The sequence below is a fragment of the Microbacterium sp. I2 genome (genome assembly GCF_051364985.1).
In the GTDB taxonomy this organism is placed as follows: Bacteria; Actinomycetota; Actinomycetes; order Actinomycetales; family Microbacteriaceae; genus Microbacterium.
The window spans coordinates 18,294-40,719 of the sequence record NZ_JBLWIH010000002.1; the positions used below are offsets into that span (position 1 = coordinate 18,294).

Genomic DNA, 22,426 nt, shown 5'->3' on the forward strand with positions numbered 1-22,426 from the left:
AATCGGATCAGCCGACGATGTGCGTGCCGTCGGTGTGCTCTCGCAGCCACGGCATCGGGTCGATCGCCGTGGTGCCGTTGAGCAGGATCTCGAAGTGGGTGTGCGCCCCGTACGAGCGACCGGTGTTGCCGGTGCGACCGAGGACGGTGCCCACCGTCACGTGCTGACCGGCGCTGACCTGCATCGAGCCGTACTGCATGTGCGCGTAGTGGCTCGAGACGAGCTGACCGTCGACCATGTGGTCGATGATGACGTGCACGCCGTACGCGCCGCCGGCCTCGGACGCCACGCGGACGGTGCCGTCGGCGATCGCCTGGATGGGCGAGCCGGCACCCGGCGTGAAGTCGATTCCCTCGTGCATGCGGCCGGAGCGCATGCCGAACCCGTACGACATGGTCACACCGACGGCGAACGGCCACTGGATGTTGGAGTTCGGGTCGTTGTGGAACAGATTCGAGAAATTGCGGATTCCCGCTTCCGACGCGAGCTCGGCAGTCGTCGTGGTGCCGTAGTGCTCGGTGCGGTCGAGCGCGTCGGCCTGCACCGTGGCGGGGGCGACGTACGCCTGGATCTCGTCCTCGTCGATCTCGCGCACCGAGCTGTCGGCAGGGGCGACGACCGACATCGTTGCATCGGCTCCGCTCGCGGCGGCGACGGCTTCGACCGGGGTGGTCAACCCGACCGTGAGCAGGCCGACGACTCCGAGGACGCCGATCGAGAACGACGTCGTCGCCACTCGCGAGAACGAGGCGCCGCGTGGCGCCTTCGCCCGACGAGGAGCCACGTGCGGCCGCGTGCGCTTCGGCGCCTGCTCGTCATCGCGCGCCTCTTCGGCGGCGGGAGCCTGCACCGGCGTCTCGCCCGTGAAGGAGAAGAGGCGGGCGGCGGCCTCGAATTCGTCGAATCCGGATGCCGTGAGCCCCGCGGTCTGCTCAGCCGACGGCTCGTCTGCCCCGGGCCGGCCGGTACTGGCGTCGACGGGCGCGGCATCCTCGGCAGGCGCGGCATCGGCGACCGGCTCGAGGAGCTCGAACGGCTCGGCGGGGGCGAGGACGGCATCGATCAGGGGCGCGGGAGCATCCCGGGTCGACAGCTCCTCCTGGAAGGCGGCGATCGATCGCTCGGGTTCGGCCGGAGACTCGTGCGCGATCGTCGGCACAGGAATCGGCTGCGACGCGGCCCGCGTGGCGCGACGCGCGCGTCGGCTGAGCGGCGCCTGGGCGGCTGAGACCGGCGAGTGCAGTGCCGCTGCGACGGCCGCGGCGACTTCGAGTGTGGGAGCCGCGATCGCCGGGACCTCGGCGACCGGATCTACCGTCAGCGCCTCGACGACCGGGGTCTCGGCGACGGGGGTCTCGACGGGGCCCGTTGCGACGGGTGCGTCATGTGTTGCCGCTTCGTCGGGCGTCTGCGTCGTCGGAGTGGCGACGGAGGCTGCTGCGGCAGCGACGGCCTGTGTCGCGGTGCGGCCCCACACGATCGCCGGCCGTTCCGGGTTCGCTCCGGCCGCCTGACGCCGAGCCGCGGCACGCGATGCCGCGGAGACCTCCGGCGTCGCCTGGACGGGCGTAGCGGAGGTGCGGCTCGATCTGCGCGTGGGTGCAGACTCAGCCTGGGGGGCGTCGAAAGGCAATGCGGCAGGGGGCTTTCGGTCGTGCTGCGAGGGGCGCAGGAAGACGGTCGTTCGGGCTATGACCACTCCGCCGTTCGGGCGGCGAAGGTAACGATCGGGTAAACACTACCCCGCTCGCCCTGGGAATGCCATGTGCGGCCCAGGATGTGTTTCGGCGTTTCGCGACCTCGCATGGGAGCCCTCCCACGCTCAGCCGAGTTCGGTGACTTCCGCGAGCGCGTCGAAGATGGCCGGGCACGCCGCGACCACGAGCGGCGAACGCCCGGATCCGTCCGGTGTGCCGCGGCCGAATCGGCCACCTGCCTCCGTCACGAGCAGAGCACCGGCGGCGAAGTCCCAGGCCTTCAGGCCGCGCTCGAAGTAGCCGTCGAGACGGCCCGCGGCGACATAGGCGAGGTCCAGCGATGCCGCGCCGGCGCGGCGGATGTCCCTGGCGAGCGGCAGGACCCGGCCCGTGAGCGCCAGGTCATCGGGCCGCGTGACGGGGTCGTAGCCGAACCCGGTCGCCAGCAGCGCGCCGGCGGGTCCGACGTCTGCACTCACGCCGAGCCGGGTCACGCCGAGCCATGCGCCCTCGCCCCGCGCGGCGTGGAAGAGTTCCCGGCCAGGCGGGTTGAACACCACTCCTGCCAGCGCTTCCCACGCCTCGGGCGCCGGATCCCCCTGCACCGCGGCGATGCTCACCGCGTACGTCGGGATGCCGTAGGCGTAGTTGACCGTGCCGTCGATCGGGTCGACCACCCAGGTGACGCCGCTGTCGCCCGGCTCCGCGCCCGTCTCCTCGCCGAGGAAGCCGTCGTCGGGACGCGCCGTGCGCAGGCGCGCACGAATCAGCGCCTCGACCTCGCGATCGGCCTCGGTGACGATGTCGGCGAGCGCGGATTTCGTCGCGGCGATCGCCACGCCGGCTTCGCGCCGGACCCGCGCGAGCTCCCCCGCTTCCTGGGCGATGTCGATGGCGAGGGCTTCGAGGTCGCGGGGCAGGCTCATGCCCCCACGCTATCCCGCCCCTCCCCTCGTTCGTTCGCCGCATACGCACGCGAAACGACGCGATTCCCGCACGGGTGTGGCGAACGGACTCTGAAGCGCGGGGATAGCGTGGCGGTATGAGTGACGCGGTGCGGAGGCGCGTGTACGACGTCGTGATCGTCGGGGGCGGGCACAACGCCCTCGTCGCCGCCGCCTACCTCGCGAAGGCGGGCCGATCGGTCGTCGTACTCGAGCGACTCGACCACGTGGGTGGGGCCGCTGTGTCGGAGCGACCGTGGGCCGGAGTGGACGCCCGGCTCTCGCGGTACTCCTACCTGGTCAGCCTGCTCCCGCCCCGGATCATCGCCGAGCTCGGACTCGACATCCGTCTCGTGCGCCGGCGGTACTCCTCCTACACACCTGATCCCGCCGATCCCTCGCGAGGGGTCCTCGTCGACAACGGGGATGACGCCGCCACCGCGGCCTCGTTCGCGCGCGTCGGCAGCAGAACCGAGGCGGCCCGCTTCGCCGCGTTCGGCGAACGACTCGCGCCCGTGGCGCGCACCGTCTTCCCGTCGATGACCGAACCGCTCCCGACCGGCGCGGCGATGCGCGCCCGCTTCGGCGACGACGCACTGTGGCACGACCTCGTGGAAGCGCCGCTGGGCGCGATGCTCCGCGCTGCGCTCGACACCGACATCGCGCGTGGCATCGCGCTGACCGACGGGCTCATCGGCACGTTCGCGAGTTCGGACGAGTCCGACCTGCGCCAGAACCGGTGCTTCCTCTATCACGTCATCGGCGGCGGCACCGGTGACTGGGACGTGCCTGTCGGCGGCATGGGACGCGTCACCGACGAACTCACCCGCGCCGCACGCGAGGCCGGCGCCGAGCTGCGCACGGGCGCCGATGTCGTGTCGATCTCGCCCGACGGCGTCGTCGAGACCGGAGGCGCGCAGCCGGGCACCGTGCACGGCCGGCTCGTGCTGAGCGGAGTCGGGCCGGCGGTGCTCGAGCGCCTGCTCGCGCGCGACGCCGCAGCGCGCGCCACGGCCGATGCGCCCGAAGGCGCTCAGCTCAAAGTCAACATGCTTCTGCGGCGGCTGCCCCGCTTGAACGACCCGCACGTCTCGCCGGGGGCCGCCTTCGCCGGTACCTTCCACATCAACGAGACCATGACGCAGCTCGACCGCGCCCACGCCACCGCGATGGCCGGCGGCATCCCCGATCCCCTCCCCGCCGAGATCTACTGCCACTCGCTCACCGACCCGTCGATCCTCGGCTCCGACCTGCGAGCGTCGGGTGCGCAGACCCTCACGCTGTTCGGCCTGCAGGTGCCGCACCGCATCATGGCGGGACAGGATCCGGATGCCGTCAGGGCGGCGTTGCTGACGGCGGCTCAGCGTTCGCTCGACTCGGTGCTGGCCGAGCCGATCGCGGACTGCGTGTTCGAGGCCCCCGACGGCACGGCGTGCGTCGAGGCGCGGACCACCGCAGACCTCGAGGCGTCGCTCGGCATGATCGGCGGCGACATCTTCCACAACGGCTTGGCGTGGCCATGGGCCGATGACGGCGACGAGCTCGCGACGCCGGCCCGGCGATGGGGCGTCGCCACCCCTCACCCGAAGGTTCTGGTGTGCGGCTCGGGAGCGCGGCGCGGCGGCGGCGTCAGCGGCGTAGGCGGTCACAACGCCGCGATGGCGGCCCTCGAGCTGCTCAACGGCTGAGCCGACGCCCGTCAAGCGCACGAACTCGCGGGTCACATCCCGCGGGTTCGGGGCGCGAAATCCCGCCGCAACTGCCGCACGAGCGAGCCGAGGCGCGAAGGCTCCGCGGCTTACTGCCGCGGCGGAAGCGGAGGCGGCGGCGGGTAGCCCTCGTAGCCGGATCCCGTCGGCGCGGCCGGGGCGGCCGGCGGCGGTGGCGCTCCCGCGTCCGCGGGAGCGGCGGGGTGCTGCGCGGCGGGCTCCGGGGCTCCGAAGACGTGGGCCCCGGGCGACGGATAGCCGGTGTAGTAGGCGTTCCAGTCCGGCGAGCCGTCGGGCAGCATCGGCAGCGGCGTGACGCCGTCCACGTACATCGGCCACGGCAGCAGTTCGTGCTGCTCCTGGGTCGTGGGGGCAGCGACCGCGGCCGGAGCGGGAGGCACGGGAGCCTGGCCGTAGGGCGTGACCGCCGCGCGCGGCTTCTTCGGCGCGAACAGCACGTTCACGAGCGGGATCAGTGCCGTACCGACTGCGGCCAGGATCGCGACGGCGACCACGATGCGCCAGTACAGGTCGGCAAGGTTGAGGTACTCGCCGAATGCCAGCGGGATCACCAGAAGGGCGGCGAGCGCGACGACCAGGGTGATGGTGGCGATCGCCACGACGCGCGTGAAAGGCGTGTCGTAGCGCTGGAAGGCCTTCAGATACAGGCGCAGGTGCAGAAGGCCGAGCTGGAGGATGAGCACGATGAGCAGGAACTGGACGAAGCGTGAGAATCCGCCCCAGTAGTAGCGCTCCGGCATCCAGATCATCACGGCGCCGATCAGCAGGATGGCAACCCACGTGCCCATGCTCGCCAGCGCGAACCAGGCGGGTCGACGCGGTGCGAGGTGCGCGTCGAGGATCGCGACTCCGGCGAAGGCCACGAGAAGCAGGATCGTGAGGAACGCGCGGCCGACGATTCCGTTCTGCCCGCCCACGAGCACCCACACGACGCACACGATCGCCGCGGCGATCAGGGCGCCGATCGCCACCCAGATGGCGGCGCGCAGGAGGAACGAGGTGGGGGCATCGTCGCGGCGCGTCTCAGCCGTCGCGTACGGATCGGGCACGGTCATGGCGGTCCTCTCGTGTCGCGGGCGATCCCGCAGTGCCCATCCTGGCATGTGCGACGTCGCGCACGGGAGACCCGGGGACGGTGCGCGACCCTCGCCGTGCCGAACGTGGGGAGGAGGGGCGGCGGCGCACCGCCCCTCCTCCGCCTCTTGTCAGCCGGCGGCGACGGCGATCTCGACGGGCGCCACGTCGAGCTCGGCCGACGAGATGATCTCGCCGGAGGTGAGATCGACGGCGTGCACCGCGTTCGCGGCGGGCTCGGTGACGTAGGCGATGTCGCCGTCGATGACGATCGCGGGGTGCGGGTCCTGCCACTCGGCGGGCCCCTCCCACGGCGCGACCACCGGGAACGACTCGGTGATCTCGCGGGTCTCCGGGTCGAAGACGTGGATCGATCCGTCGCTGGCGAGGATGTACGCGAGATCCTCCGGCCCGCGTGCGACATCGCGGAACGTGTATTCGACGCCGTCCGGCAGGTCGACGACGTCGAGCGTGTGCGCCTCGGTGTCGATCACCGTGACGGCTCCGAGAAGGTAGCCCTCGGCATCCGGATCGCTCTTGTAGTCGCCGACCACGAGCGGGCTGGTCTCGCTCACGTACGCGTTGCCCATGCGGCCGTACGGCTGGTCGGGAGCGTCCAGCTTGACGATCTCGCCGTGGTGGTAAAGCAGCGCGCCGTTCTCGCAGCCGAAGACGACGGCCTCGTCAGCCGCTGTGCCCTCACCGTGGACACCGGGGCACTGGTCGCTCTGGGCGATGGTCTGGCCCGCGGCATCCGTCACGATGATCCCGTTCCGACCGTCCGCATCGCCGACCGTCGTGAGGAACGTGCCGTCCTCCAGCACCACCGACACGCCGTGGTGCGCTTCGACGCCCTCGATCGTCTCGGTCTCGGGCAGCTCGCCGTCGGCAGCGGCCAGCGCGTCGGTCTCGAAGACGGTGGTGTCGCTCGTGCCGTCGGCGTAGAGGATCGTCTTGCCGGCGTGGCGCACGACGTGCCCGGGAGTGTCGGCCTCGAAGACCAGGTCGGTGAGCACCGGCTCGTCGGCGGCGCCTGCCGCCGTGTCGAGCACCTGGAAGCCCTCGCTCATGGTGACCATCACGTGCCGGTCGTCGCCGGCGGGGTTCAGGCGCGTGAACTCCTCGCTCTCGAGATCCGCGACGGTCTCGAGGGTGTCGGCGTCGAGCACGAGGATGCCGCCCTCGTACGAGATGGCGACGCGACCACCCGCGACGTCCGTGGAAGCCTGGGCTCCGGCATCGGCGGTTTCGGGAGCGTTCCCCGTTGCCGTCGAGCAGGCGGCAAGGGATGCGACGGCGCCGGCGGCGACGACGAGCAGTCCGGCGCGGCGCAAGATGCGTGTGCGCATGGAGGTGTCCTCTTTCTTCTCGGTGAAGGGCTCAGGAGGAGAGCCCGGTGGCGATGCGCTCCGTGTTCACGCGCATCATGGTCAGGTAGTCCTCGGCGCCGCCGCCCGGCTCGGTGAGCGATTCGGTGTACAGCTCGATGACGTCGACATGGACGTTCGCCTCGTCAGCGAGCGCCCGCATGAGCCGGTCGGGCGAAGAGGACTCGGCGAAGATGGTCGGCACGCCGGTCTGCTCGACGGCGGAAACGAGGTCGGCGAGGTCGGATGCGCTCGGCGCGGCCAGGGTCGTGCCGCCCGGGATCACCGCACCGATCACGCGGAAGCCGAAGCGGTCGGCGAGGTAGCCGAAGACGTGGTGGTTGGTCACGAGGGCACGGGTCGACTCGGGGATGGCTTCGAACGCCTCGGTCATCTCGGCGTCGAGCTCCGACAGCTCGGCCGCGTACTCGTCTGCGTGGGCCGCGACCGCGTCGCCGTCCACACCCGGCAACCCCGACAGCGCGAGCACGAGCGCCTCGACGACATCGGCCATGCGAGCGGGGTCCGTCCAGAAGTGCGGATCCGGGATGCCGGCGGCGTCGCCGTCGTGATACTCGAGCACATCGATGACCTCGCCGGCCACGAACGTGGCGACGCCGTCCGCCGCGGCCGCGTCGAGGTGCTGCTGCAGGCCCTCTTCGAGTCCGAGCCCGTTCGAGACGACGAGATCGGCCGCGCGCAGGCGCGCCGCCTCCTGCCCTGAGATCTCGAACGAATGCGGATCGGCGTTGGGACGCATCAGCGTCACGACCTGCGCTTCGTCGCCGACCAGCTCACCCACGACGTCGCCCAGGATGTTGGTCGAGACCACCACGAGTGGCCGGTCGTCTGCGGCAGGAGCGCAGGCGGCAAGCGAGACGACGAGCATCCCCGCGACCACCCCCGCGGTGGCGAAGCGCCGGATCATCGGCCGGTCTCCACCACGAAGGCGGGTGTGGTGTCGGTCGCGAACTCGCGAGCGATGCGCGCCGCGTCGGCGAAGTCGATCTCGTACAGGCGTTGTTCGGTGGGCGCATTGAGGTAGGCACGCTGATCGTCGGCGATCAGCAGGGGCTCGCCGTCGCCCCGCGAGAGCGACTCGGCGACCAGCGGTGGCGTCTCGGCGAGCAGCGCGCCGGTGATGCCGTCGAGCACGAGCACGCGTCCGTCCTCGGCGAGCGCGAGGACGTGCTGCGCCTCGTCGTCGACCGCGGTCACCTGCACGAGCGGTGCCGGCGCCGGGAGGAGGGCCCACGATCGCTCGCGCGTGTCGAGCAGCCAGATCCCCTCGCCGCCCGCGAGCGCGGCGACCGTGGGCCGCCCCTCGCGGTTCGCGAACGCCGTGGCCGGTGCAGCGGTCGTGCCTGGCGGGTACGGGATGTGCTCGAGCGAGAGATCGCCGTCGGCGACCGTCGCGAGCAGCGCGCCGTCGGCGCAGCCGATGACGGCACCGACCCGGGTCGTGATGGTGCCCCGCGCGTCGGGGCATTCACCCGTCACACCGGGCACCGGCATCCCTGATCCGTCGTAGGCGATGACGCTCCCGACGGCCCCGCCCTGGAGCTCCGTCACCAGCGCGAACGATCCGACGGGCACGACCAGCCCGTCGTGCGGCGTCGTCTCGATTCGGAACCGCTCGACGATCTCGCCCTTCGAGAGCGCCTCGGTGTCGAGGAGCACGGCGTCACCGGATCCGGCGAAGTAGATGCCGGTTCCTCCGGTGGTCGACGAATTCGTCGTCGCGAGGCTCGCGACGCCGCCCCCCGGCACGTCGCCGAGGATGCGGGACTCGGCGCGGTAGTAGTGGAAATGGTCCACGTGGTCCCACGTCCACCGGCCGCTGTCGACGACGGTGACGCCGTTGTCGCCGGCTGCGAACAGGTAGCGACCGTCCCCGGTGACCCGTGACGGGACCCGCACCTCGCCCAGCTCCGAAATGCTCTCGTCCAGCAGGTCCAGGTGGCGCACGCTGCCATGCCGGTCGATCGTGGTGAGCCCGAGCGGAGGCTCGGCGACTTCGGCTGCGCCGTCGATGCGGCCGTGGCCGCCGCCCTCCTCTGCGGTCGAGGTGGCGGAGGCGACCCCGGGCGCACCCGCGCACCCGACGAGCGAGACGAGCAGCAGCCCGACGACGGGAAGAGTGAGAGCAGAGCGGTGCACGGGATCCGTTTCGTTCGAGAGGAGGGTCAGGTGGCGGGCAGGGGCGAGGCCCGGACGCTGTCGCGAGCGGCCCTGGCGAGCCACGACCCCGCAGCGAGGCTGATCGCGACGACGGCGACGGATGCCCCGGCTGCGGTGCCGGCATGCCACGACAGCAGCAGCCCGGCCGCGACGGCGACGACACCCAGCGCGGCGGCGAGCAGCATGCGTGTCGGGATGCGGGAAGTCCATTGCCCTGCGGCGACCGCCGGGGCGAGCAGCAGTCCGACCACCAGCAGCGATCCGACGGCCTGGTACGAGGCGATGATCGCGAGGGTGACGAGCGCGACCAGGGCCGTCTGCGCCGCACGTGGGGCAAGGCCCAGCACCGCGGCGGTGCGGGAGTCGATCGCCAGTGCCACCAGGGGGCGGTGGGCGACGACGGCGAGGGCCACTCCTGCCGTCGTCGCCACAGCGAGCACCACGAGGTCCGAGCCCGAGATCGCCAGGATGTCGCCGAAGAGGATGGCCGTGGCATCCGTCGCGAAACTGCCCGAGTGCGAGATCACGATCACGCCGATCGCGAGCATGGCGACGAAGAGCATCCCGATGCTCGTGTCGTACGAGAGGCGGCCCCGACGCTGCAGAGCGCCGATCCCGGCGCTCATCGCAACGGCGCTCAGCGTCGCGCCGATGAGGACGGGAAAGCCCAGCACCGTCGCGAGGGCGACGCCCGGCAGCATCCCGTGCGCGAGAGCCTCGCCGAGGAATGCCATGCCGCGGATCACGACCCACGTGCCGACGACGCCGCACAGGATCGCCACGAGCGAGCCGCCCACGAGGGCGCGCTGCACGAAGTCGAGGGCGAAGGGTTCGGCCAGCCAGGTCATGAAGGACGACCGTAGCGTTATTGAGAACGATTCTCAACTTCGATAAGCTCGCTGCAATGACCTCCCCCACATCGGCCGAGCCGATCGCTCAGCTCACGGGCGTCCACGTCGAACTCGGCGGTCGAGACGTGCTCTGCCACGTCGATGCCCGCATCGAGCGGGCGTCGCTGACGGCGATCGCCGGGCCGAACGGCGCGGGCAAGTCCACCCTCCTCGAGGTGGTCGCCGGCACGCGTGCCGCCTCCTCGGGAACCGTCCTGCGGGCTGCGGACGCGGTCGGCTTCGTGCCCCAGCGCGCTGCGGTGTCGGAGCTGCTGCCGGTCACGGTTCGCGACGTCGTCACCGTCGGCGCGTGGGGCCGACTCGGTGCGTGGCGCCGGCTGGATGCCGTCGCGCGGGACGCCGTCGACGACGCGCTCGACAGACTCGCGCTCACCGACCTTCAACGACGCCCGTTCGGCGAGCTCTCGGGGGGTCAGCGTCAGCGCGCGCTGCTCGCGCAGGGACTCGCACGGCGCGCCGACCTCCTGCTGCTCGACGAGCCGACCACCGCGCTCGACGCCGACAGCGGCCGCCGCATCCGCGACGCGATCGCGTCCGAGATCCGGCGCGGCGCGGCCGTGGTGTGCGTCACGCACGACGAGGGCATCATCGCCGGAGCGGACCATGTCATCCGTCTGGAGGCTGGCAGAATCATCGACCCCGCAACAACGCCCCCGCAAACGACGACGCGCCCCGCAGTGCGGGGCGCGTGGTCACATGGTGGCGAGTGAGGGATTCGAACCCCCGAAGTCTAAGACGGCTGATTTACAGTCAGATCCCTTTGGCCGCTTGGGTAACTCGCCAGGTGCGCACCCGCCCGGCTTGTACAGTCGACCGGAGGCGCGATCCACTATCTTACGCTGTCCGCGGCGGTGCTCGAAATCGGCGCCGCCGACCGCCTGATCAGGTGCCGAGGCGGTCCAGATCCATGTTCGTGAGCGCGCTCGGAGTGCGCAGCAGCGCACCCTCGAACCGGCACGTCGCAGCCGCCACGTCCATGGCGGTCTGCAGCACCTCAGCCCACTCATCGGCGCTCGCGGGCTGCGTCTCGAGGATCGATGCGACGGTCGCCGCGAACGCCGCATCGCCCGCGCCCATGGTGTCGACGATGCGTCCGGGCAGGTTCGAGATCGGTCGAGTCACCACGACGTCGCCCGCTTCGATGGTCGCGCCGGCCGCACCCTCGGTGGCGAGGACCGACCGCGCACCGAGATCGATCAACCGCGCGCGAAGAGCGTCCAGCCGGTCTCGGTACAACAGCGCGGCGTCGTCTTCGCCGACCTTCACGAGCTGGGCCCGTGCCGCGACCCGTTCGAATCCGCGGACGAACCGGTCCTTGTCGCGCAGCATCCCCGTCCGTGGGTTGGGGTCGACGGCGACGGTCTCCGCGCCCCCGGCATCGGCGATCGCGGCGACGAGCTCGTCCGTCTGCTCGGTGTCGTCGAACGCGAAGCAGCTCACGACCACGAGCTCGGCATCCGCCATCGCCTCCCGCTCGAGATCGCCGAACCGGATGCGCCGCTGCTGGGACGCCTCGTTGAACTCGTACGTCGGCTCACCGCCGCCGGAGCGCGTGCTCACCGCTCGCGCCGTGCCCAAGAGCGACGGGGTTGCGAGAAGCTCCACACCGAAGTCCGCGAGGTAGCGCCGGATGCGCGAAGCGGGCTCGTCGTCGCCCAACATCGCCACGAGCGTCGCAGGCACGCCCAGGCGTGACAATCCGACCGCCACGTTGAGCGCAGCGCCCCCGACGAACTCACGCACGCCGTGGTCGTCGCGCAGCTCGTCGATGAGCGCGTCTCCGACCACCACGACGCTCATCGCCGGACCGCTGCCGTCTCGGTTACGCGGCCGACGAACGCCTCGGTGCGGCGCTTCGTGCCGTCGATCCTGCGGTCGACACTGGCGCGCACCTCGTTCGGGGCGAGCGGTGCCGCCAGCCGCACATTCTCATGGCACGACAGGTCGGCGCAGATGTAGGTGCCGACGCTGTCGCCGTGGGCACCGGCATCCCCCGCCTTGCGGGCGGTGTACATCACCACCTGGTCGGCGGGCTGCATGGTGTGGCACAGATCGCACATCGCCGCACGCGCCCGGGAGCTGCCCTCGGCGGCACGCAGCACGATGCCCGCCGGCTCGCCGTCGAGTTCGGCGATCAGGTAGCCCCGGCCGCGGCTGCGCGGATCCCGCCACGCCAGGAAGTCCAGATGGTCCCAGTCGGTGAGGACGAAATCGGCGGGCAGGGCGACGATGCGGAGGTCGTCGGGTGAGGCATTCAGGAATGACGAACGCACGTCGTCTTCGGTCAGCGGGCGCATGGCACCTCCTCGCCGCCCCAGTCTACGAAGGTCGCGCCGATCCGGGGGCGGTCACCTCGCTCGCCGGCGCGACGCGTGCACGGTCGCGGATCAGGAAGCCGAACCCGAACGCGATGAAGAACATCAGCACGCCGTAGACGGCGGCGGGCAGGCTCAGCTCCACCGAGCCGAGCACGGTCTGGGCGATCACGATCGCAAGGGTGGCGTTGTGGATGCCGATCTCGAACGACGACGCGATCGCCTGGCGCTTTCCCACCTTGATCACGCGCGGCACCAGATAGCCGATCGTCAGGCTGATGAGGCAGAACATGATCGTGATGAGCGACAGGCGCCCGAAGTTCTCGACGAGGAGCGCCCAATTCTGCACGACGGCGCCGCCGATCACGATGACCAGGATGATGACGGATGCGATGCGCACAGGCTTGTCCATGGCCTTCGCGAACCCGGGCCAGAAGCGGCGCACGATCATGCCCAGCGCGACCGGAAGCAGCACGATCGCGAACACTTCGAGGGTCTTGGACCACTGCAGCCCGAGCTGGTCGTCGAACGGATTGAAATACAGGATCGCCAGATTCGTGATCACGGGGAGCGTCACCACGGCGATCACCGAGTTCACAGCGGTGAGCGAGATGTTGAGGGCCACATCGCCCCGGAACAGGTGACTGTAGAGATTCGCGGTGGTGCCACCGGGTGAGGCGGCGAGCATCATCATGCCGACAGCCAGCACCGGCGGGAGCTGGAACGCGAGCACCAGCCCGAAGCAGATGACGGGGAGCAGGATGAGCTGACACAGCAGCGCGACGATCACCGCCTTCGGCTGCTTCAGGACGCGGCCGAAGTCCCCGACGGTGAGACTCAGGCCGAGTCCGAACATGATGATGCCGAGGGCCACGGGCAGGCCGATGCTGGTCAACGCTGACATGGCACTCAGTGTGACGCATGGCGCGACCCCGTGTCACCCATTCGGCGGACAACGCCGCTGGGTAGGGTGACGTGCATGGTCGATGGAGCGGACGCGGCAGGCTGGTCTGAGGTCGCGGCGGGATGGTCCGCGCTGTGGGGGTCGTTCGCGGAGCCGGCTCAGGACGAGCTCATCGCCGGGTGCGGCATCGGTCCCGGAACGCGCGTGCTCGACGTGGGCTGCGGCAGCGGCGAGTTCCTGGTGCGGCTGCGGCAGGCCGGCGCGGACCCTGTCGGCGCGGATCCCGCGTCCGCGATGGTGGTCGCGGCATCCGTCCACGCTCCCGTCGTCCAAGCCGACGCCGAGAACCTCCCGTTCGAGGCCGGGCGCTTCGACGTCGTCACAGCCCTCAACGCCCTCCAGTTCGCGGACGACACCTCCGCCGCCCTGCGGGAGTTCGCTCGCGTTCTCGCTCCCGACGGTCGCATCGGCATCGCGAACTGGGCCGAGGCGGCACGCAACGACATCGACGTGATCGAGCGGGCGGTCGCCGAAGCGCTCGATGAGGAGCCGCTGCCCGACGGACCCCTGCGCCCCGCGGGCGGCATCGAGGAGGCGATGACGGATGCCGGCCTCGAGGTGGTCTCGTCGGGCATCGTCGCGACGCCGTGGCACGCTCGCGACGACACGACGCTCGTGCGCGGCATCCTGCTCGGGGAGGATGCCGCGGTCCTTGCCGAACTGCACCACGTCGTCGTGGCGGCCGCGGCACCGTTCCGTACGGCCGGCGGCGCCTACGTGCTGCGCAACCACTTCCGCTGGGCGGTCGCCGTCACGCGGTGATTCGGGCGACGGGCATCACCAGCCCAGCCGTGCGGCGACGACATCGGCCGCGCTGCTGGGGAACTCCGTCCACCCCGGCTCGAGAATCTCTCGGGTCAGCCTGAAGAGGCGCTGCGCCGCAGCCTCGGGCGGAAGATCCAGCGCGGCGGCGATCTGCGCACCCCACTCCGGGAAGTCGCGCTCGAAGCGGCGGACCGGGTCGATCGAATCGCGAAGGGACGTCGATGCCTCCGCGAAACGACCGCGGATCGCCCGTACGAGAAGCTGCACCGCCCATTGGCGGATGAAGGCGCCCCCGTTGAGGACTTCGCCGCGCCTCACCCGCCCGACGCCGATGAGGAGTTTCACGAGCACGAGACGCACATCGTTGCGCGGATCGAAGCGATCGGCGACGGCGGCACGCGCCCGGGATTCGGCGAGCAGCGCCGCTGTCGTGCCGGCTGCATCGTCGACCGCGACCGTTGCTTCTGCGGCGACGGCACTCGAAAGCTCGGCGGCATCCGAGAACGCGAACTCGAAGACATGTCCGTCGTCATAGACCGCGACGAAGCCGATCTCGCCTTCGCGCGCGGTGAGCACGAGGCGCCCCTGGTCGGGCAGCCACGATAGGTCGGGGCGGATCTCGCTACCGCGCCCGGCCTCGGTCAGCGCGAAGAAGTCGTGATCCGACCACTCGTCGCGGCGAGCCGCACCCTCGTCGGACGCGGACCCCAGCATCAGAAGTCCGATCAGCCCCTCGCGCTCCCGGACCCCCGCGATGAGTGCACGGCTGAGCTCTTCGAAGCGGGCCGAGGTGGTCACCTCGACTCGACCTCAGCGGCGGGCTTGGGGTCGTCGGCATCGACGACGCCGCGCGAGACTTCGACGGCGTCGCGGGGGGAGGTCGGCGCAGGGACGACGACACCGGGCAGCGACCACACCGCGAACGCGGGGCCGTCGGCCGACAGCAGCACCGAACCGTCGTCAGCGACGGCGAGCGTGGCGTCGCCGAACCGCGCGACGGCCTCGGCCGCGCGGGGCAGCTCGTCGGCCGAGATCTCGGCATCGACTCCACCCGTCGTCGCGAGCACCAGGATCGTCTCCTCCCGCGACTCGCGCACGAACAGCACCGTCTCGTCGTCGACGTGCACCCAGCGCAGACCGCCGGTCGCGAGGGCCGGGTGCGCGTGCCGTAGGGCGATGAGCTCGCGGTACAGCGCCAGACGCTCTGCCGTGGTCGGCTCGGTCTCGGTGCCCCACGGAATCGGCGTCCGGCTGGCCTCGCCGTCGGCGCCTGTGAGGCCGAACTCGTCGCCCGCGAACACGACCGGAAGCCCGGGCATCGTCAGCATCAGCCCGACCGCCAGCGGAATCGTCCCCGGCGCGGCGTTCGTCGCGAAACGGCCGGTGTCGTGCGTGTCAAGCGGCTGCATGTTGCCCACTCGCACCCGCCACGGGATGCCGCCCGTGAAGCGCACGACGGCATCGGCGAACTGCCGGGCGGTGTAACGGGGAATACCGCCGATGGGCTGGCCGAAGAACCATGGCTCGGTCTTCTCCACGCCCTCCGCCGTCAGGTGTGGCGTTCCTGTCGGCTCAGAGAGCCAGCCCCACAGCGGCCGTGTGAAGGAGGGGTACGTCATGGCGCCGTGCCAACCGTCGCCCTGCAGATCGCTGGCCGCGTCGTTGGTCGACTCGCCGAGCAGGATCGTGTCGGGGTTGATGTCGAGCATGCTCCGGCGAAGCAACTGCCGGACCTCGGCGTTCAGGTCGACCTCGCCGAGTCGACCGGTCATGTTCGCGACGTCGATGCGCCAGCCGTCGGCGTTGTACGGCGGCTTCAGCCACTTCGCGACGACGGAATCGGGGCCGTCGATGAAGCGTCTGCGCAGCTCGTCGGACGCCCAGTTGAACTTGGGCAGCGTCGGCGTGCCGAGCCACGACACGTACTCGGTGTTCGCGTCGTCGGTGAAGTAATAGAACTCCTCCTCGGGCGCACCAGGATTGCCGAGGGCCGCCTGAAACCACTCATGACGGTCGCCGGAGTGGTTGCTCGTGAGATCGCCGATCACGCGGATGCCGCGGTCATGCGCTGCCTCGACCAGACGCACGTACGCCTCATCGCCGCCCAGCAGCGGATCGACGCGGTCGAAGCTCGATGCGTCGTATCGGTGGTTCGAGGCCGCCGGGAAGATCGGCGTGAGGTACAGCAGGTTGACCCCGAGCGAGACGAGATGATCCAGCTTCTCGGTGATGCCGTCGAGGTCGCCGCCGTAGAACTGCTGCGAGCGCCCCGGCATGACGGGATCGACCGGGGTGTCCCACGTCGCCGCGATCGCCCACTCGGGGGTCGGGTGCGTGTCGGCCTGCGCCGAGCGCGCGAAGCGATCCGGGAACACCTGGTACATCACGGCGTCGGACAGCCACGATGGCGGCGCCGGGTACGCCACGAGCGCGAAGTCCTCAGCGTCCAGGGTCTCGAGTCGGTGGATGCCGGTCTGGTTGAGCCATTCGACGGTTCCCTGCAGGCCATCGGGCCCGTCCTCGTGGACGAGGAGCCACCGGTACCCGTGACGCGGATTGCGTACCGTGACCGGGGCTTCCCACCAGTCCCAGCCGTCCGCTGAGCCCAGGCGCACGGCATCCGTCCACTCCGGCTCGTGGTCGGGATTCGAGCGCGTGCGCACGGCCGCGAGCGGACCGTAGCCCTGTGGGACGCGAAGGCGAACGGTGACCACGTCGCCGAGCGACGGGGCGAGGTCCGACACGTACAGCGCGGAGCCGTCGTGGTGAGGGGCCAGTGTCATGGCAGTGCCTTTCGAAGGGGCGGCAGCGCGCGCCGCCGGATGCGACGTGGTTGCACGGCCGCGGCCATGACAGAGCCCTCGAATTGTGGTGGAACCAGGATGCCGCGGCGCGCGGCATCCGTCTACTACTTCACGCTGCCTGCGGTGAGTCCGCCGACGATGTACCGCTGCAGCGCGAGGAACAACGCCACGGGGAGCAGCGCCGCCAGGACGGCGCCGGCCGCGAACAGACTCCAGTTCTTGGAGAACTCGTCGGAGATGAACTTGTACAGGCCGACCGCAAGGGTCTGCTTGTCGGGATCGATGAGGATGATGCTCGCGAGGACGAACTCGCTCGACGTGCCGATGAACGACAGCAGGCCCACGACGGCGAGGATGGGCGCGACGAGCCGCAGGATGATCGTGAAGAAGATGCGGGCGTGCCCCGCACCGTCGATCTTCGCAGCCTCGTCGATCGAGGCGGGGATCGTATTGAAGAACCCGTACATGAGGTAGGTGTTCACACCGAGCGCGCCACCCAAATACACCATGATGAGGCCGATCTGAGTGTTGAGGCCGATCGCGGGGAAGATGTCGCCGATCTGGACCATCAGCAGGAAGATCGCGACCATCGCCAGCATCTGCGGAAACATCTGCACGACGAGCAACGTCGTCAGGCCGAACCGCCGTCCCGTGAAGCGCATGCGCGAGAACGCGTAGGCTGCGAGCGCGCCCAGAATCACGGTACCCGCCGCCGTGACGAGACCGATGACGAGGGTGTTGACGAACCAAGCCCCATACGGGTGCGTGGACGATCCGAACAAGTCCGCGTAGCTCTCGAAACTGACGTTGGAGAACAGAGAGTTCGCCGTCAGCAGGGTTCCACCCGGGTTCAGCGACGCCGAGAACACGTACAGCAACGGGAACATCGCGAAGATCGTGACCACGATGCCGACGAGGTGACGCCAGCCTGTCTCGCGGAAGTAGCGCTTGAACGGCCGTCGTGGCAGTGGGCCCTCGCCACGCGTGCCCGCTCCGCGCCGAGCGGACGACGACGACAGGTCGGCATCGTCCGCGGCGACACGATCGAGGAGGTCGCGCGCGGCCGGCGCGCCGGGCTGCAGATTGCTCATGTCAGTTCAGCTCCTCGAGTGCTTTGGTGCGTCGGAATGCGATGACCGAGATCGTCCCCACGAGCAGGAAGATGATGATCGAGAACGCGCTCGCGAGGCCGTAATCCGCTTTGGATCCGACGAACGCGACCTTGTAGACCATCGTGATCAGGATGTCGGTCGCGCCGACGTTCACGTCGGCGGTGGCGTCGCGAGGGCCGCCGCCGGTCAGCATGTAGATCAGGCTGAAGTTGTTGAAGTTGTACGCGAACGAAGCGATGAGCAACGGCGCGACCGCGACGAACAGCAGTGGCAGCTTGATGTTGCGGAACACCTGCCAGGCGGTGGCACCGTCCACGCGCGCCGCTTCCTGCAGGTCGTCGGGGATCGACTGGAGCGCGCCCGTGCAGATGAGGAACATGTACGGGAAGCCGAGCCACAGATTGACGAGCAGGATGCTGATCTTCGCCAGCCACTCGTTGGTGAGCCACGGGATGTCGGCGCCCCCGAAGAGCACGACATTGAGGAATCCGAACTCCTGGTTCATCATGCCCGCCCACACGAGCGCCGAGAGGAAGCCCGGGAACGCGTACGGAAGGATCATGATCACGCGGTAGTACTTTTTGGACTTCATGCGCGGGTCGTTGAAGACGATCGCGAGGAACAGACCGAGCGCGAAGCACGTGAAGACCGAAAGGAAGGCGAACACGAAGGTCCACACCAGCACGGACAAGAACGGTGCGCGGATCGACTCCTCGGTGAAGGCGCGCACGAAGTTGTCGAATCCGACGTTGATCTGCCAACCGGGCATCAGCTCGGTGCCGTCGGGCGCCGTGAACGCCCCGGTTCCGATATCGGTATAGACGGTGCCGGTCGTGGTGTCGGTCATCGTGCCGGCTGCCTCGTCGTACTCCAGTGACGAGAGGTAGACATAGGCGACCGAACCGTCTGGAGTCCGCAGCGCTCCGTCGTTGGGGTCGTCGCTGATCGGCACAGCCATGTCGGCGATGGCGTCCTGGTTCGCGACGATCTGCGCGAAGCCCAGCGTGTTGTATCCGGGGAGGCCGATCGCCTTGTCGCCGTCCATCTGGGCGTCGTCCACCTCTTCGAGCGGGCGGTCCACGCCGCCAAGCTCGATGGTGCCATCCGGATCGGTCACCAGGAACGAGAATTCGCCGAGCTGCTCGACCACGGTGAGCTCGTATGTCGGGGAGTCGGGAACACGCTCCTGCGCCGACAGCATGAGCGCGTTGACCGCGCTCTCCTTCGTGCTGTTGTGCCCGGTTCCGTAGTTCGTGAACGCGATGTACGCGGTGTAGCCCGCGGCGAAGATCTGGAACACGAAGAGGAACACCAGACCGGGGATCAGGTACTTCGCCGGCAGGTTGCCGCGGCTGAAGTACACCCAGTTCGCGAGGCCCGTGACGACCAGGACGACGATGGCGGCGACCCACTGGTCGGACTGGATCAGCACGAGGATCGAGTAGACCGCGAGCGCGTCGATGAGCCCGAGGACGACGATCTTGAAGAGCAGGATCTTCCAGCCGGCTCCGGCTGCCTCGGCGATCTTCGCCGCGCGCGCTGAGCGCTTGGTGCGTGTGGTCTCGATCGCCGGGTCGCGGTCGATGGTCGGGGTCGTCATCGGCTCCTCATTCCCAAACTGCGGAAGACGGGATGCCGGGGCGGCGCGGCCGCCCCGGCACCGGTCGCGTTACTCGATCGCGCCCTGGATGTCAGACGCCATCTTGTTCCACAGCTCGACCGGGTCACCGGCGCCGTTGATGATGGCGGTCTCGGTGACGCCCCAGAACTCCCACACCGCACCCATCTCGGGGATGCTCGGCATCGGGACCGCTTCGGCACCGACGGCACCGAAGCCCGCCGTGATCGGGTCGCCGGCAACTGCCGCCTCGTACGCGGCGGTGAGGGCCGGGGTGCGACCGCCGACCTCGTACAGCGCGGTCTGAACCTCTTCGCTGCCGATGTAGTTCACGAGGAACTCCGTCGCCGCCAGCTTGTTCTCGCTCTCGGAGCTCAGGAAGAAGCCCTGCACGCCCGCGAAGGGCTGAGCCGCCTGCCCGCCCGCCGACGGGATCGGGTCGACGGCGAGGTTGATCCCCGCTTCCTCTGCGGCCGGCACGTTCCAGGGGCCGGTCAGGAAGAACGGCGATTTGCCGGCGACGAAGTTCTCGCGCGCGAGGTCGCCGTTGATGTTCGTGTTGAGGACGCCGGTGCCGGTCGCCCCCTGCGCGGCCAGCCACGACGCGAAGGCCTGGCCGCCCGCGTTGCCGATCTGCAGGTCGTCGGGGTTGTAGCTGCCGTCGGCATTGGTGCCGAACACGGGCGCGCCGAACGACGTCTGGAACGGGTAGAGGTGGTACGGGTCGGCGGCTTCGGGATCGAGCCCCACGAGGAACGCGTACTCGGTGCCAGCGGCCTGGCCCTTGGCGATCATGTCGTCGTACGACGTGGGCGCCTCGGGGGCGAGGTCGGTGTTGCGCAGCAGGCCGATGTTCTCGATGGCGTACGGCACGCCGTAGATCTGACCCTCGTAGCTCCAGGCGTCGATGGCGACCTTCTCGTAGTCCGCCGCGCCGTCACCGAGTTCCACTGGCGCCACGACGCCGTTGGTCACGAGGACGCCCAGCCAGTCATGAGCACCCACCGCGATGTCGGGTCCTTCGCCGGTCGGAACCTGCTGCACGAACTGGTCGCGGATCTCGCCGAACTCCTTCTGGACGAGCTTGACGTCCACTCCGGTGTCCTCGGTGAAGTCGGCGGCGGCGTCCTCGAGCACCGACGCGCGGTCGGCATCGACCCAGACCGTGATCTCGCCGGCGGACTCGGTGTCGTCGCCGGTGTTGGCGTCGCCTCCGCTGGCGCAGCCGGCAAGGGCGAGCGCCGAAACGGCGGCGATGGCGCCGAAAGCGCCGATGCTCCTCTTGTTCACCTTCATTGGTGGGTGCCTCTCTCAAGTGCTGTTGGGATCCGACTGGCCTTGGCCGGCGCAGGGCACCGTTGAAGACCGTTCTGCGACTTGCAGAAACTGCAAGCGCTTACATTATGCGCATCCCAGACCTCACATGGCAACACGAGCCGAGAATTCGATATCGGCTTGTGATGGTCGCGACGGTCTGGAATCGCTTGCACGCGTGCGAGCCGAGAACACCGGATGCCGCGGCATCCGTCTCCGCCACGTTGACGGACCCACGCGGATAGACTGCCGCGCATGGCAGATTCCTCCTTCGACATCGTCAGCAAGGTCGACCACCAGGAGGCCGACAACGCGCTCAACCAGGCCCGCAAGGAGGTCGAGCAGCGCTACGACTTCAAGGGCACCGACTCTTCGATCGAGTGGAGCGGCGAGGCGATCCTGATCAAGGCCAATTCGGAAGAGCGCGCGAAGGCCGTCCTCGACGTCTTCCAGAGCAAGCTCATCAAACGCGGCATCTCGCTCAAGAGCCTCGAGTCGGGCGACCCCGTCGCCAGCGGCAAGGAGTACCGCATCACCTCGACTCTCAAGGACGGCATCTCGTCGGAGAACGCCAAGAAGATCAGCAAACTCATCCGCGATGAGGGACCCAAGTCGGTGAAGTCGCAGATCCAGGGCGACGAGCTGCGCGTGCAGTCCAAGTCGCGCGATGACCTGCAAGAGGTTCAGCGGCTGCTGAAGGCCGCCGACCTCGACGTCGACCTTCAGTTCATCAACTACCGCTAGTGCGAGCGCGCGCTCCCGCCGACTCGACAGGCAGAAGCGCGGCACCGACGAAGAAGCACACCGCTCCGAGGAACGTGCCCAGATTCACGAGCGCGATGTTGGCGGGTTCGCCCGTGGTCGGAAGGTAGCGGGCCGCGACCGCAGCAAGACCGAACGCGACGGAGCCGACGAGATTGAGCAGTGCGATGTTCCAGCCCACGTCGCCGCGCGGCCGGCGCCACACGTGCGGCGAGACTTCCGCGTACGCCAGTGCGCTGGCGACGAGGAAACACACCGATCCCCAGAGGTCGGGCGCCCAGATCAGATGCTTCTCCTGGTCGAGGGCGAGGCTCTCCCGAGTGGCCGCGAAGGTGCTGACGTTGAAGAGGATCGTCCCGGCCAGCTGAACGGCGGCTGCCCACCACCCCACGCTGCGCGGCCGCCAGCCGACGAAGCTCCGGATCCCATGCCGGCGGGGAGCGAGCGGATCCAGCGAGTCCGGTGCGGCCGCGCATTCGCGAAACTGCAGATACGCGGCGCTCGTGAAGAAGACCGAACCGATGAAGAACACCCACCCGACCAGTGCGACGTCGACGCGGTCGAAGAAGAGGGGCATGGAGCCGAGCGCGAAGCAGAACCCCCCGACCATGAAGAGGCCGCCCATCCACCAGCTCGACGCACTCGCCCCGCGAACCGGTTCGCGCTGGCCACGGGAGTGTCGCGCGTCCGCGGGCAATGGCGCGAGGCCCTTCCGGTGGCGTCGCGAGCTCCAGTCGATCAGCGACCCGTCCGGGCGGACGACCTGGGCGCGCGTGACGAACATGATCGGTCCTCGCACCTCGCGAACCTGCCACCCCGCGGGCACCGTCAGGCCGAGTCGCGCCCGCACCTCGCCGCGAGGCGGCAT

At 69.6% G+C, this 22,426-nt stretch carries 20 protein-coding genes and 1 tRNA gene; 4 read left to right on the forward strand and 17 right to left on the reverse strand.

What is annotated here, in order from left to right:
- Positions 1-7: 7 nt before the first annotated feature.
- Together ACLKM7_RS03665 and ACLKM7_RS03670 are read right to left on the reverse strand one after the other, a co-directional pair.
- On the reverse strand, positions 8-1,633 hold the full coding sequence (locus ACLKM7_RS03665; protein ID WP_436445804.1) for a peptidoglycan DD-metalloendopeptidase family protein: 1,626 nt from the start codon (positions 1,631-1,633) through the stop codon (positions 8-10).
- A gap of 189 nt (positions 1,634-1,822) precedes the next feature.
- Positions 1,823-2,623 carry an inositol monophosphatase family protein gene (locus ACLKM7_RS03670; RefSeq protein WP_436445805.1) on the reverse strand — a complete coding sequence of 267 codons (801 nt, stop codon included), beginning with the start codon at positions 2,621-2,623 and terminating at the stop codon, positions 1,823-1,825.
- A gap of 116 nt (positions 2,624-2,739) precedes the next feature.
- On the opposite strand from ACLKM7_RS03670, the gene ACLKM7_RS03675 reads away from it, so the two are divergent.
- Positions 2,740-4,329, forward strand: coding sequence for a phytoene desaturase family protein (locus ACLKM7_RS03675; protein ID WP_436445806.1), 1,590 nt, complete (start codon positions 2,740-2,742; stop codon positions 4,327-4,329).
- Positions 4,330-4,439: 110 nt separating this feature from the next.
- Here the strand turns inward: ACLKM7_RS03675 and ACLKM7_RS03680 are convergent, their stop codons facing one another.
- The 5 genes from ACLKM7_RS03680 to aztB form a co-directional block, all read right to left on the reverse strand.
- Positions 4,440-5,426, reverse strand: coding sequence for a hypothetical protein (locus ACLKM7_RS03680; RefSeq protein ID WP_436445807.1), 987 nt, complete (start codon positions 5,424-5,426; stop codon positions 4,440-4,442).
- Between the two features lie 150 nt (positions 5,427-5,576).
- Positions 5,577-6,794 carry a zinc metallochaperone AztD gene (gene aztD / locus ACLKM7_RS03685; protein ID WP_436445808.1) on the reverse strand — a complete coding sequence of 406 codons (1,218 nt, stop codon included), beginning with the start codon at positions 6,792-6,794 and terminating at the stop codon, positions 5,577-5,579.
- A 31-nt stretch (positions 6,795-6,825) separates the two neighbouring features.
- The gene (gene aztC, locus ACLKM7_RS03690; RefSeq protein ID WP_436445809.1) at positions 6,826-7,740 is read right to left on the reverse strand and encodes a zinc ABC transporter substrate-binding protein AztC; all 915 of its coding nucleotides are present in this window, start codon (positions 7,738-7,740) and stop codon (positions 6,826-6,828) included.
- On the reverse strand, positions 7,737-8,972 hold the full coding sequence (locus tag ACLKM7_RS03695) for an ABC transporter (RefSeq protein ID WP_436445810.1): 1,236 nt from the start codon (positions 8,970-8,972) through the stop codon (positions 7,737-7,739). The genes aztC and ACLKM7_RS03695 overlap by 4 nt, the downstream gene beginning before the upstream one ends.
- A 26-nt stretch (positions 8,973-8,998) precedes the next feature.
- On the reverse strand, positions 8,999-9,841 hold the full coding sequence (gene aztB / locus ACLKM7_RS03700) for a zinc ABC transporter permease AztB (protein WP_436445811.1): 843 nt from the start codon (positions 9,839-9,841) through the stop codon (positions 8,999-9,001).
- 56 nt (positions 9,842-9,897) lie between these two features.
- Between aztB and aztA the strand changes: the two genes are divergently transcribed.
- On the forward strand, positions 9,898-10,614 hold the full coding sequence (gene aztA, locus ACLKM7_RS03705) for a zinc ABC transporter ATP-binding protein AztA (RefSeq protein WP_436445812.1): 717 nt from the start codon (positions 9,898-9,900) through the stop codon (positions 10,612-10,614).
- Here the strand turns inward: aztA and ACLKM7_RS03710 are convergent.
- The 4 genes from ACLKM7_RS03710 to ACLKM7_RS03725 all read right to left on the reverse strand — a co-directional run bounded on the left by ACLKM7_RS03710 (position 10,602) and on the right by ACLKM7_RS03725 (position 13,123).
- A tRNA-Tyr gene (locus ACLKM7_RS03710) sits at positions 10,602-10,686 on the reverse strand. The genes aztA and ACLKM7_RS03710 overlap by 13 nt on opposite strands.
- Positions 10,687-10,786: 100 nt before the next feature.
- A complete protein-coding gene (locus ACLKM7_RS03715; protein WP_436445813.1) occupies positions 10,787-11,704 on the reverse strand; it encodes a PfkB family carbohydrate kinase in 918 nt (305 codons plus the stop codon).
- Positions 11,701-12,201 carry an FBP domain-containing protein gene (locus tag ACLKM7_RS03720; RefSeq protein ID WP_436445814.1) on the reverse strand — a complete coding sequence of 167 codons (501 nt, stop codon included), beginning with the start codon at positions 12,199-12,201 and terminating at the stop codon, positions 11,701-11,703. The genes ACLKM7_RS03715 and ACLKM7_RS03720 overlap by 4 nt, the downstream gene beginning before the upstream one ends.
- 22 nt (positions 12,202-12,223) lie before the next feature.
- Positions 12,224-13,123, reverse strand: coding sequence for a bile acid:sodium symporter family protein (locus ACLKM7_RS03725; RefSeq protein ID WP_436445815.1), 900 nt, complete (start codon positions 13,121-13,123; stop codon positions 12,224-12,226).
- Positions 13,124-13,198: 75 nt separating this feature from the next.
- Here ACLKM7_RS03725 and ACLKM7_RS03730 point away from each other — a divergent pair, with 75 nt between their 5' ends.
- On the forward strand, positions 13,199-13,945 hold the full coding sequence (locus ACLKM7_RS03730) for a class I SAM-dependent methyltransferase (protein ID WP_436445816.1): 747 nt from the start codon (positions 13,199-13,201) through the stop codon (positions 13,943-13,945).
- 15 nt (positions 13,946-13,960) lie between these two features.
- Here ACLKM7_RS03730 and ACLKM7_RS03735 read toward each other — a convergent pair whose 3' ends face one another.
- The 5 genes from ACLKM7_RS03735 to ACLKM7_RS03755 all read right to left on the reverse strand — a co-directional run bounded on the left by ACLKM7_RS03735 (position 13,961) and on the right by ACLKM7_RS03755 (position 20,778).
- Positions 13,961-14,746 (reverse strand): hypothetical protein, encoded by a 786-nt coding sequence (locus ACLKM7_RS03735; RefSeq protein ID WP_436445817.1) that lies wholly within the window; start codon positions 14,744-14,746, stop codon positions 13,961-13,963.
- Positions 14,743-16,731: a glycoside hydrolase family 13 protein gene (locus ACLKM7_RS03740; RefSeq protein ID WP_436445818.1), complete on the reverse strand. Its 1,989-nt coding sequence runs from the start codon at positions 16,729-16,731 to the stop codon at positions 14,743-14,745. The genes ACLKM7_RS03735 and ACLKM7_RS03740 overlap by 4 nt, the downstream gene beginning before the upstream one ends.
- A gap of 125 nt (positions 16,732-16,856) precedes the next feature.
- The gene (locus ACLKM7_RS03745) at positions 16,857-17,771 is read right to left on the reverse strand and encodes a sugar ABC transporter permease (protein WP_436445894.1); all 915 of its coding nucleotides are present in this window, start codon (positions 17,769-17,771) and stop codon (positions 16,857-16,859) included.
- Positions 17,772-17,844: 73 nt separating this feature from the next.
- Positions 17,845-19,464, reverse strand: a complete 1,620-nt coding sequence (locus tag ACLKM7_RS03750; RefSeq protein WP_436445819.1) for an ABC transporter permease subunit — start codon at positions 19,462-19,464, stop codon at positions 17,845-17,847.
- Between the two features lie 69 nt (positions 19,465-19,533).
- Positions 19,534-20,778, reverse strand: a complete 1,245-nt coding sequence (locus ACLKM7_RS03755) for a sugar ABC transporter substrate-binding protein (protein ID WP_436445820.1) — start codon at positions 20,776-20,778, stop codon at positions 19,534-19,536.
- A gap of 273 nt (positions 20,779-21,051) precedes the next feature.
- On the opposite strand from ACLKM7_RS03755, the gene ACLKM7_RS03760 reads away from it, so the two are divergent.
- Entirely contained in the window at positions 21,052-21,540 is a 489-nt protein-coding gene (locus ACLKM7_RS03760) for a YajQ family cyclic di-GMP-binding protein (protein WP_168911470.1), read from the forward strand.
- On the opposite strand, the gene ACLKM7_RS03765 is transcribed toward ACLKM7_RS03760, so the two are convergent.
- On the reverse strand, positions 21,527-22,426 hold the full coding sequence (locus tag ACLKM7_RS03765; protein WP_436445821.1) for a hypothetical protein: 900 nt from the start codon (positions 22,424-22,426) through the stop codon (positions 21,527-21,529). The two genes, ACLKM7_RS03760 and ACLKM7_RS03765, sit on opposite strands and share 14 nt — an antisense overlap.

Bases quoted from the DNA above. Each gene is read 5' to 3' on its own strand.
- ACLKM7_RS03680 (WP_436445807.1), bottom strand. From the start codon at position 5,426: ATGACCGTGCCCGATCCGTACGCGACGGCTGAGACGCGCCGCGACGAT.
- ACLKM7_RS03725 (WP_436445815.1), bottom strand. From the start codon at position 13,123: ATGTCAGCGTTGACCAGCATCGGCCTGCCCGTGGCCCTCGGCATCATC.
- ACLKM7_RS03670 (WP_436445805.1), bottom strand. From the start codon at position 2,623: ATGAGCCTGCCCCGCGACCTCGAAGCCCTCGCCATCGACATCGCCCAG.
- aztD (WP_436445808.1), bottom strand. From the start codon at position 6,794: ATGCGCACACGCATCTTGCGCCGCGCCGGACTGCTCGTCGTCGCCGCC.
- aztC (WP_436445809.1), bottom strand. From the start codon at position 7,740: ATGATCCGGCGCTTCGCCACCGCGGGGGTGGTCGCGGGGATGCTCGTC.
- ACLKM7_RS03675 (WP_436445806.1), top strand. From the start codon at position 2,740: ATGAGTGACGCGGTGCGGAGGCGCGTGTACGACGTCGTGATCGTCGGG.
- ACLKM7_RS03740 (WP_436445818.1), bottom strand. From the start codon at position 16,731: ATGACACTGGCCCCTCACCACGACGGCTCCGCGCTGTACGTGTCGGAC.
- ACLKM7_RS03760 (WP_168911470.1), top strand. From the start codon at position 21,052: ATGGCAGATTCCTCCTTCGACATCGTCAGCAAGGTCGACCACCAGGAG.
- ACLKM7_RS03715 (WP_436445813.1), bottom strand. From the start codon at position 11,704: ATGAGCGTCGTGGTGGTCGGAGACGCGCTCATCGACGAGCTGCGCGAC.
- ACLKM7_RS03730 (WP_436445816.1), top strand. From the start codon at position 13,199: ATGGTCGATGGAGCGGACGCGGCAGGCTGGTCTGAGGTCGCGGCGGGA.
- aztA (WP_436445812.1), top strand. From the start codon at position 9,898: ATGACCTCCCCCACATCGGCCGAGCCGATCGCTCAGCTCACGGGCGTC.
- ACLKM7_RS03755 (WP_436445820.1), bottom strand. From the start codon at position 20,778: ATGAAGGTGAACAAGAGGAGCATCGGCGCTTTCGGCGCCATCGCCGCC.
- ACLKM7_RS03750 (WP_436445819.1), bottom strand. From the start codon at position 19,464: ATGACGACCCCGACCATCGACCGCGACCCGGCGATCGAGACCACACGC.
- ACLKM7_RS03720 (WP_436445814.1), bottom strand. From the start codon at position 12,201: ATGCGCCCGCTGACCGAAGACGACGTGCGTTCGTCATTCCTGAATGCC.
- aztB (WP_436445811.1), bottom strand. From the start codon at position 9,841: ATGACCTGGCTGGCCGAACCCTTCGCCCTCGACTTCGTGCAGCGCGCC.
- ACLKM7_RS03765 (WP_436445821.1), bottom strand. From the start codon at position 22,426: ATGCCGCCTCGCGGCGAGGTGCGGGCGCGACTCGGCCTGACGGTGCCC.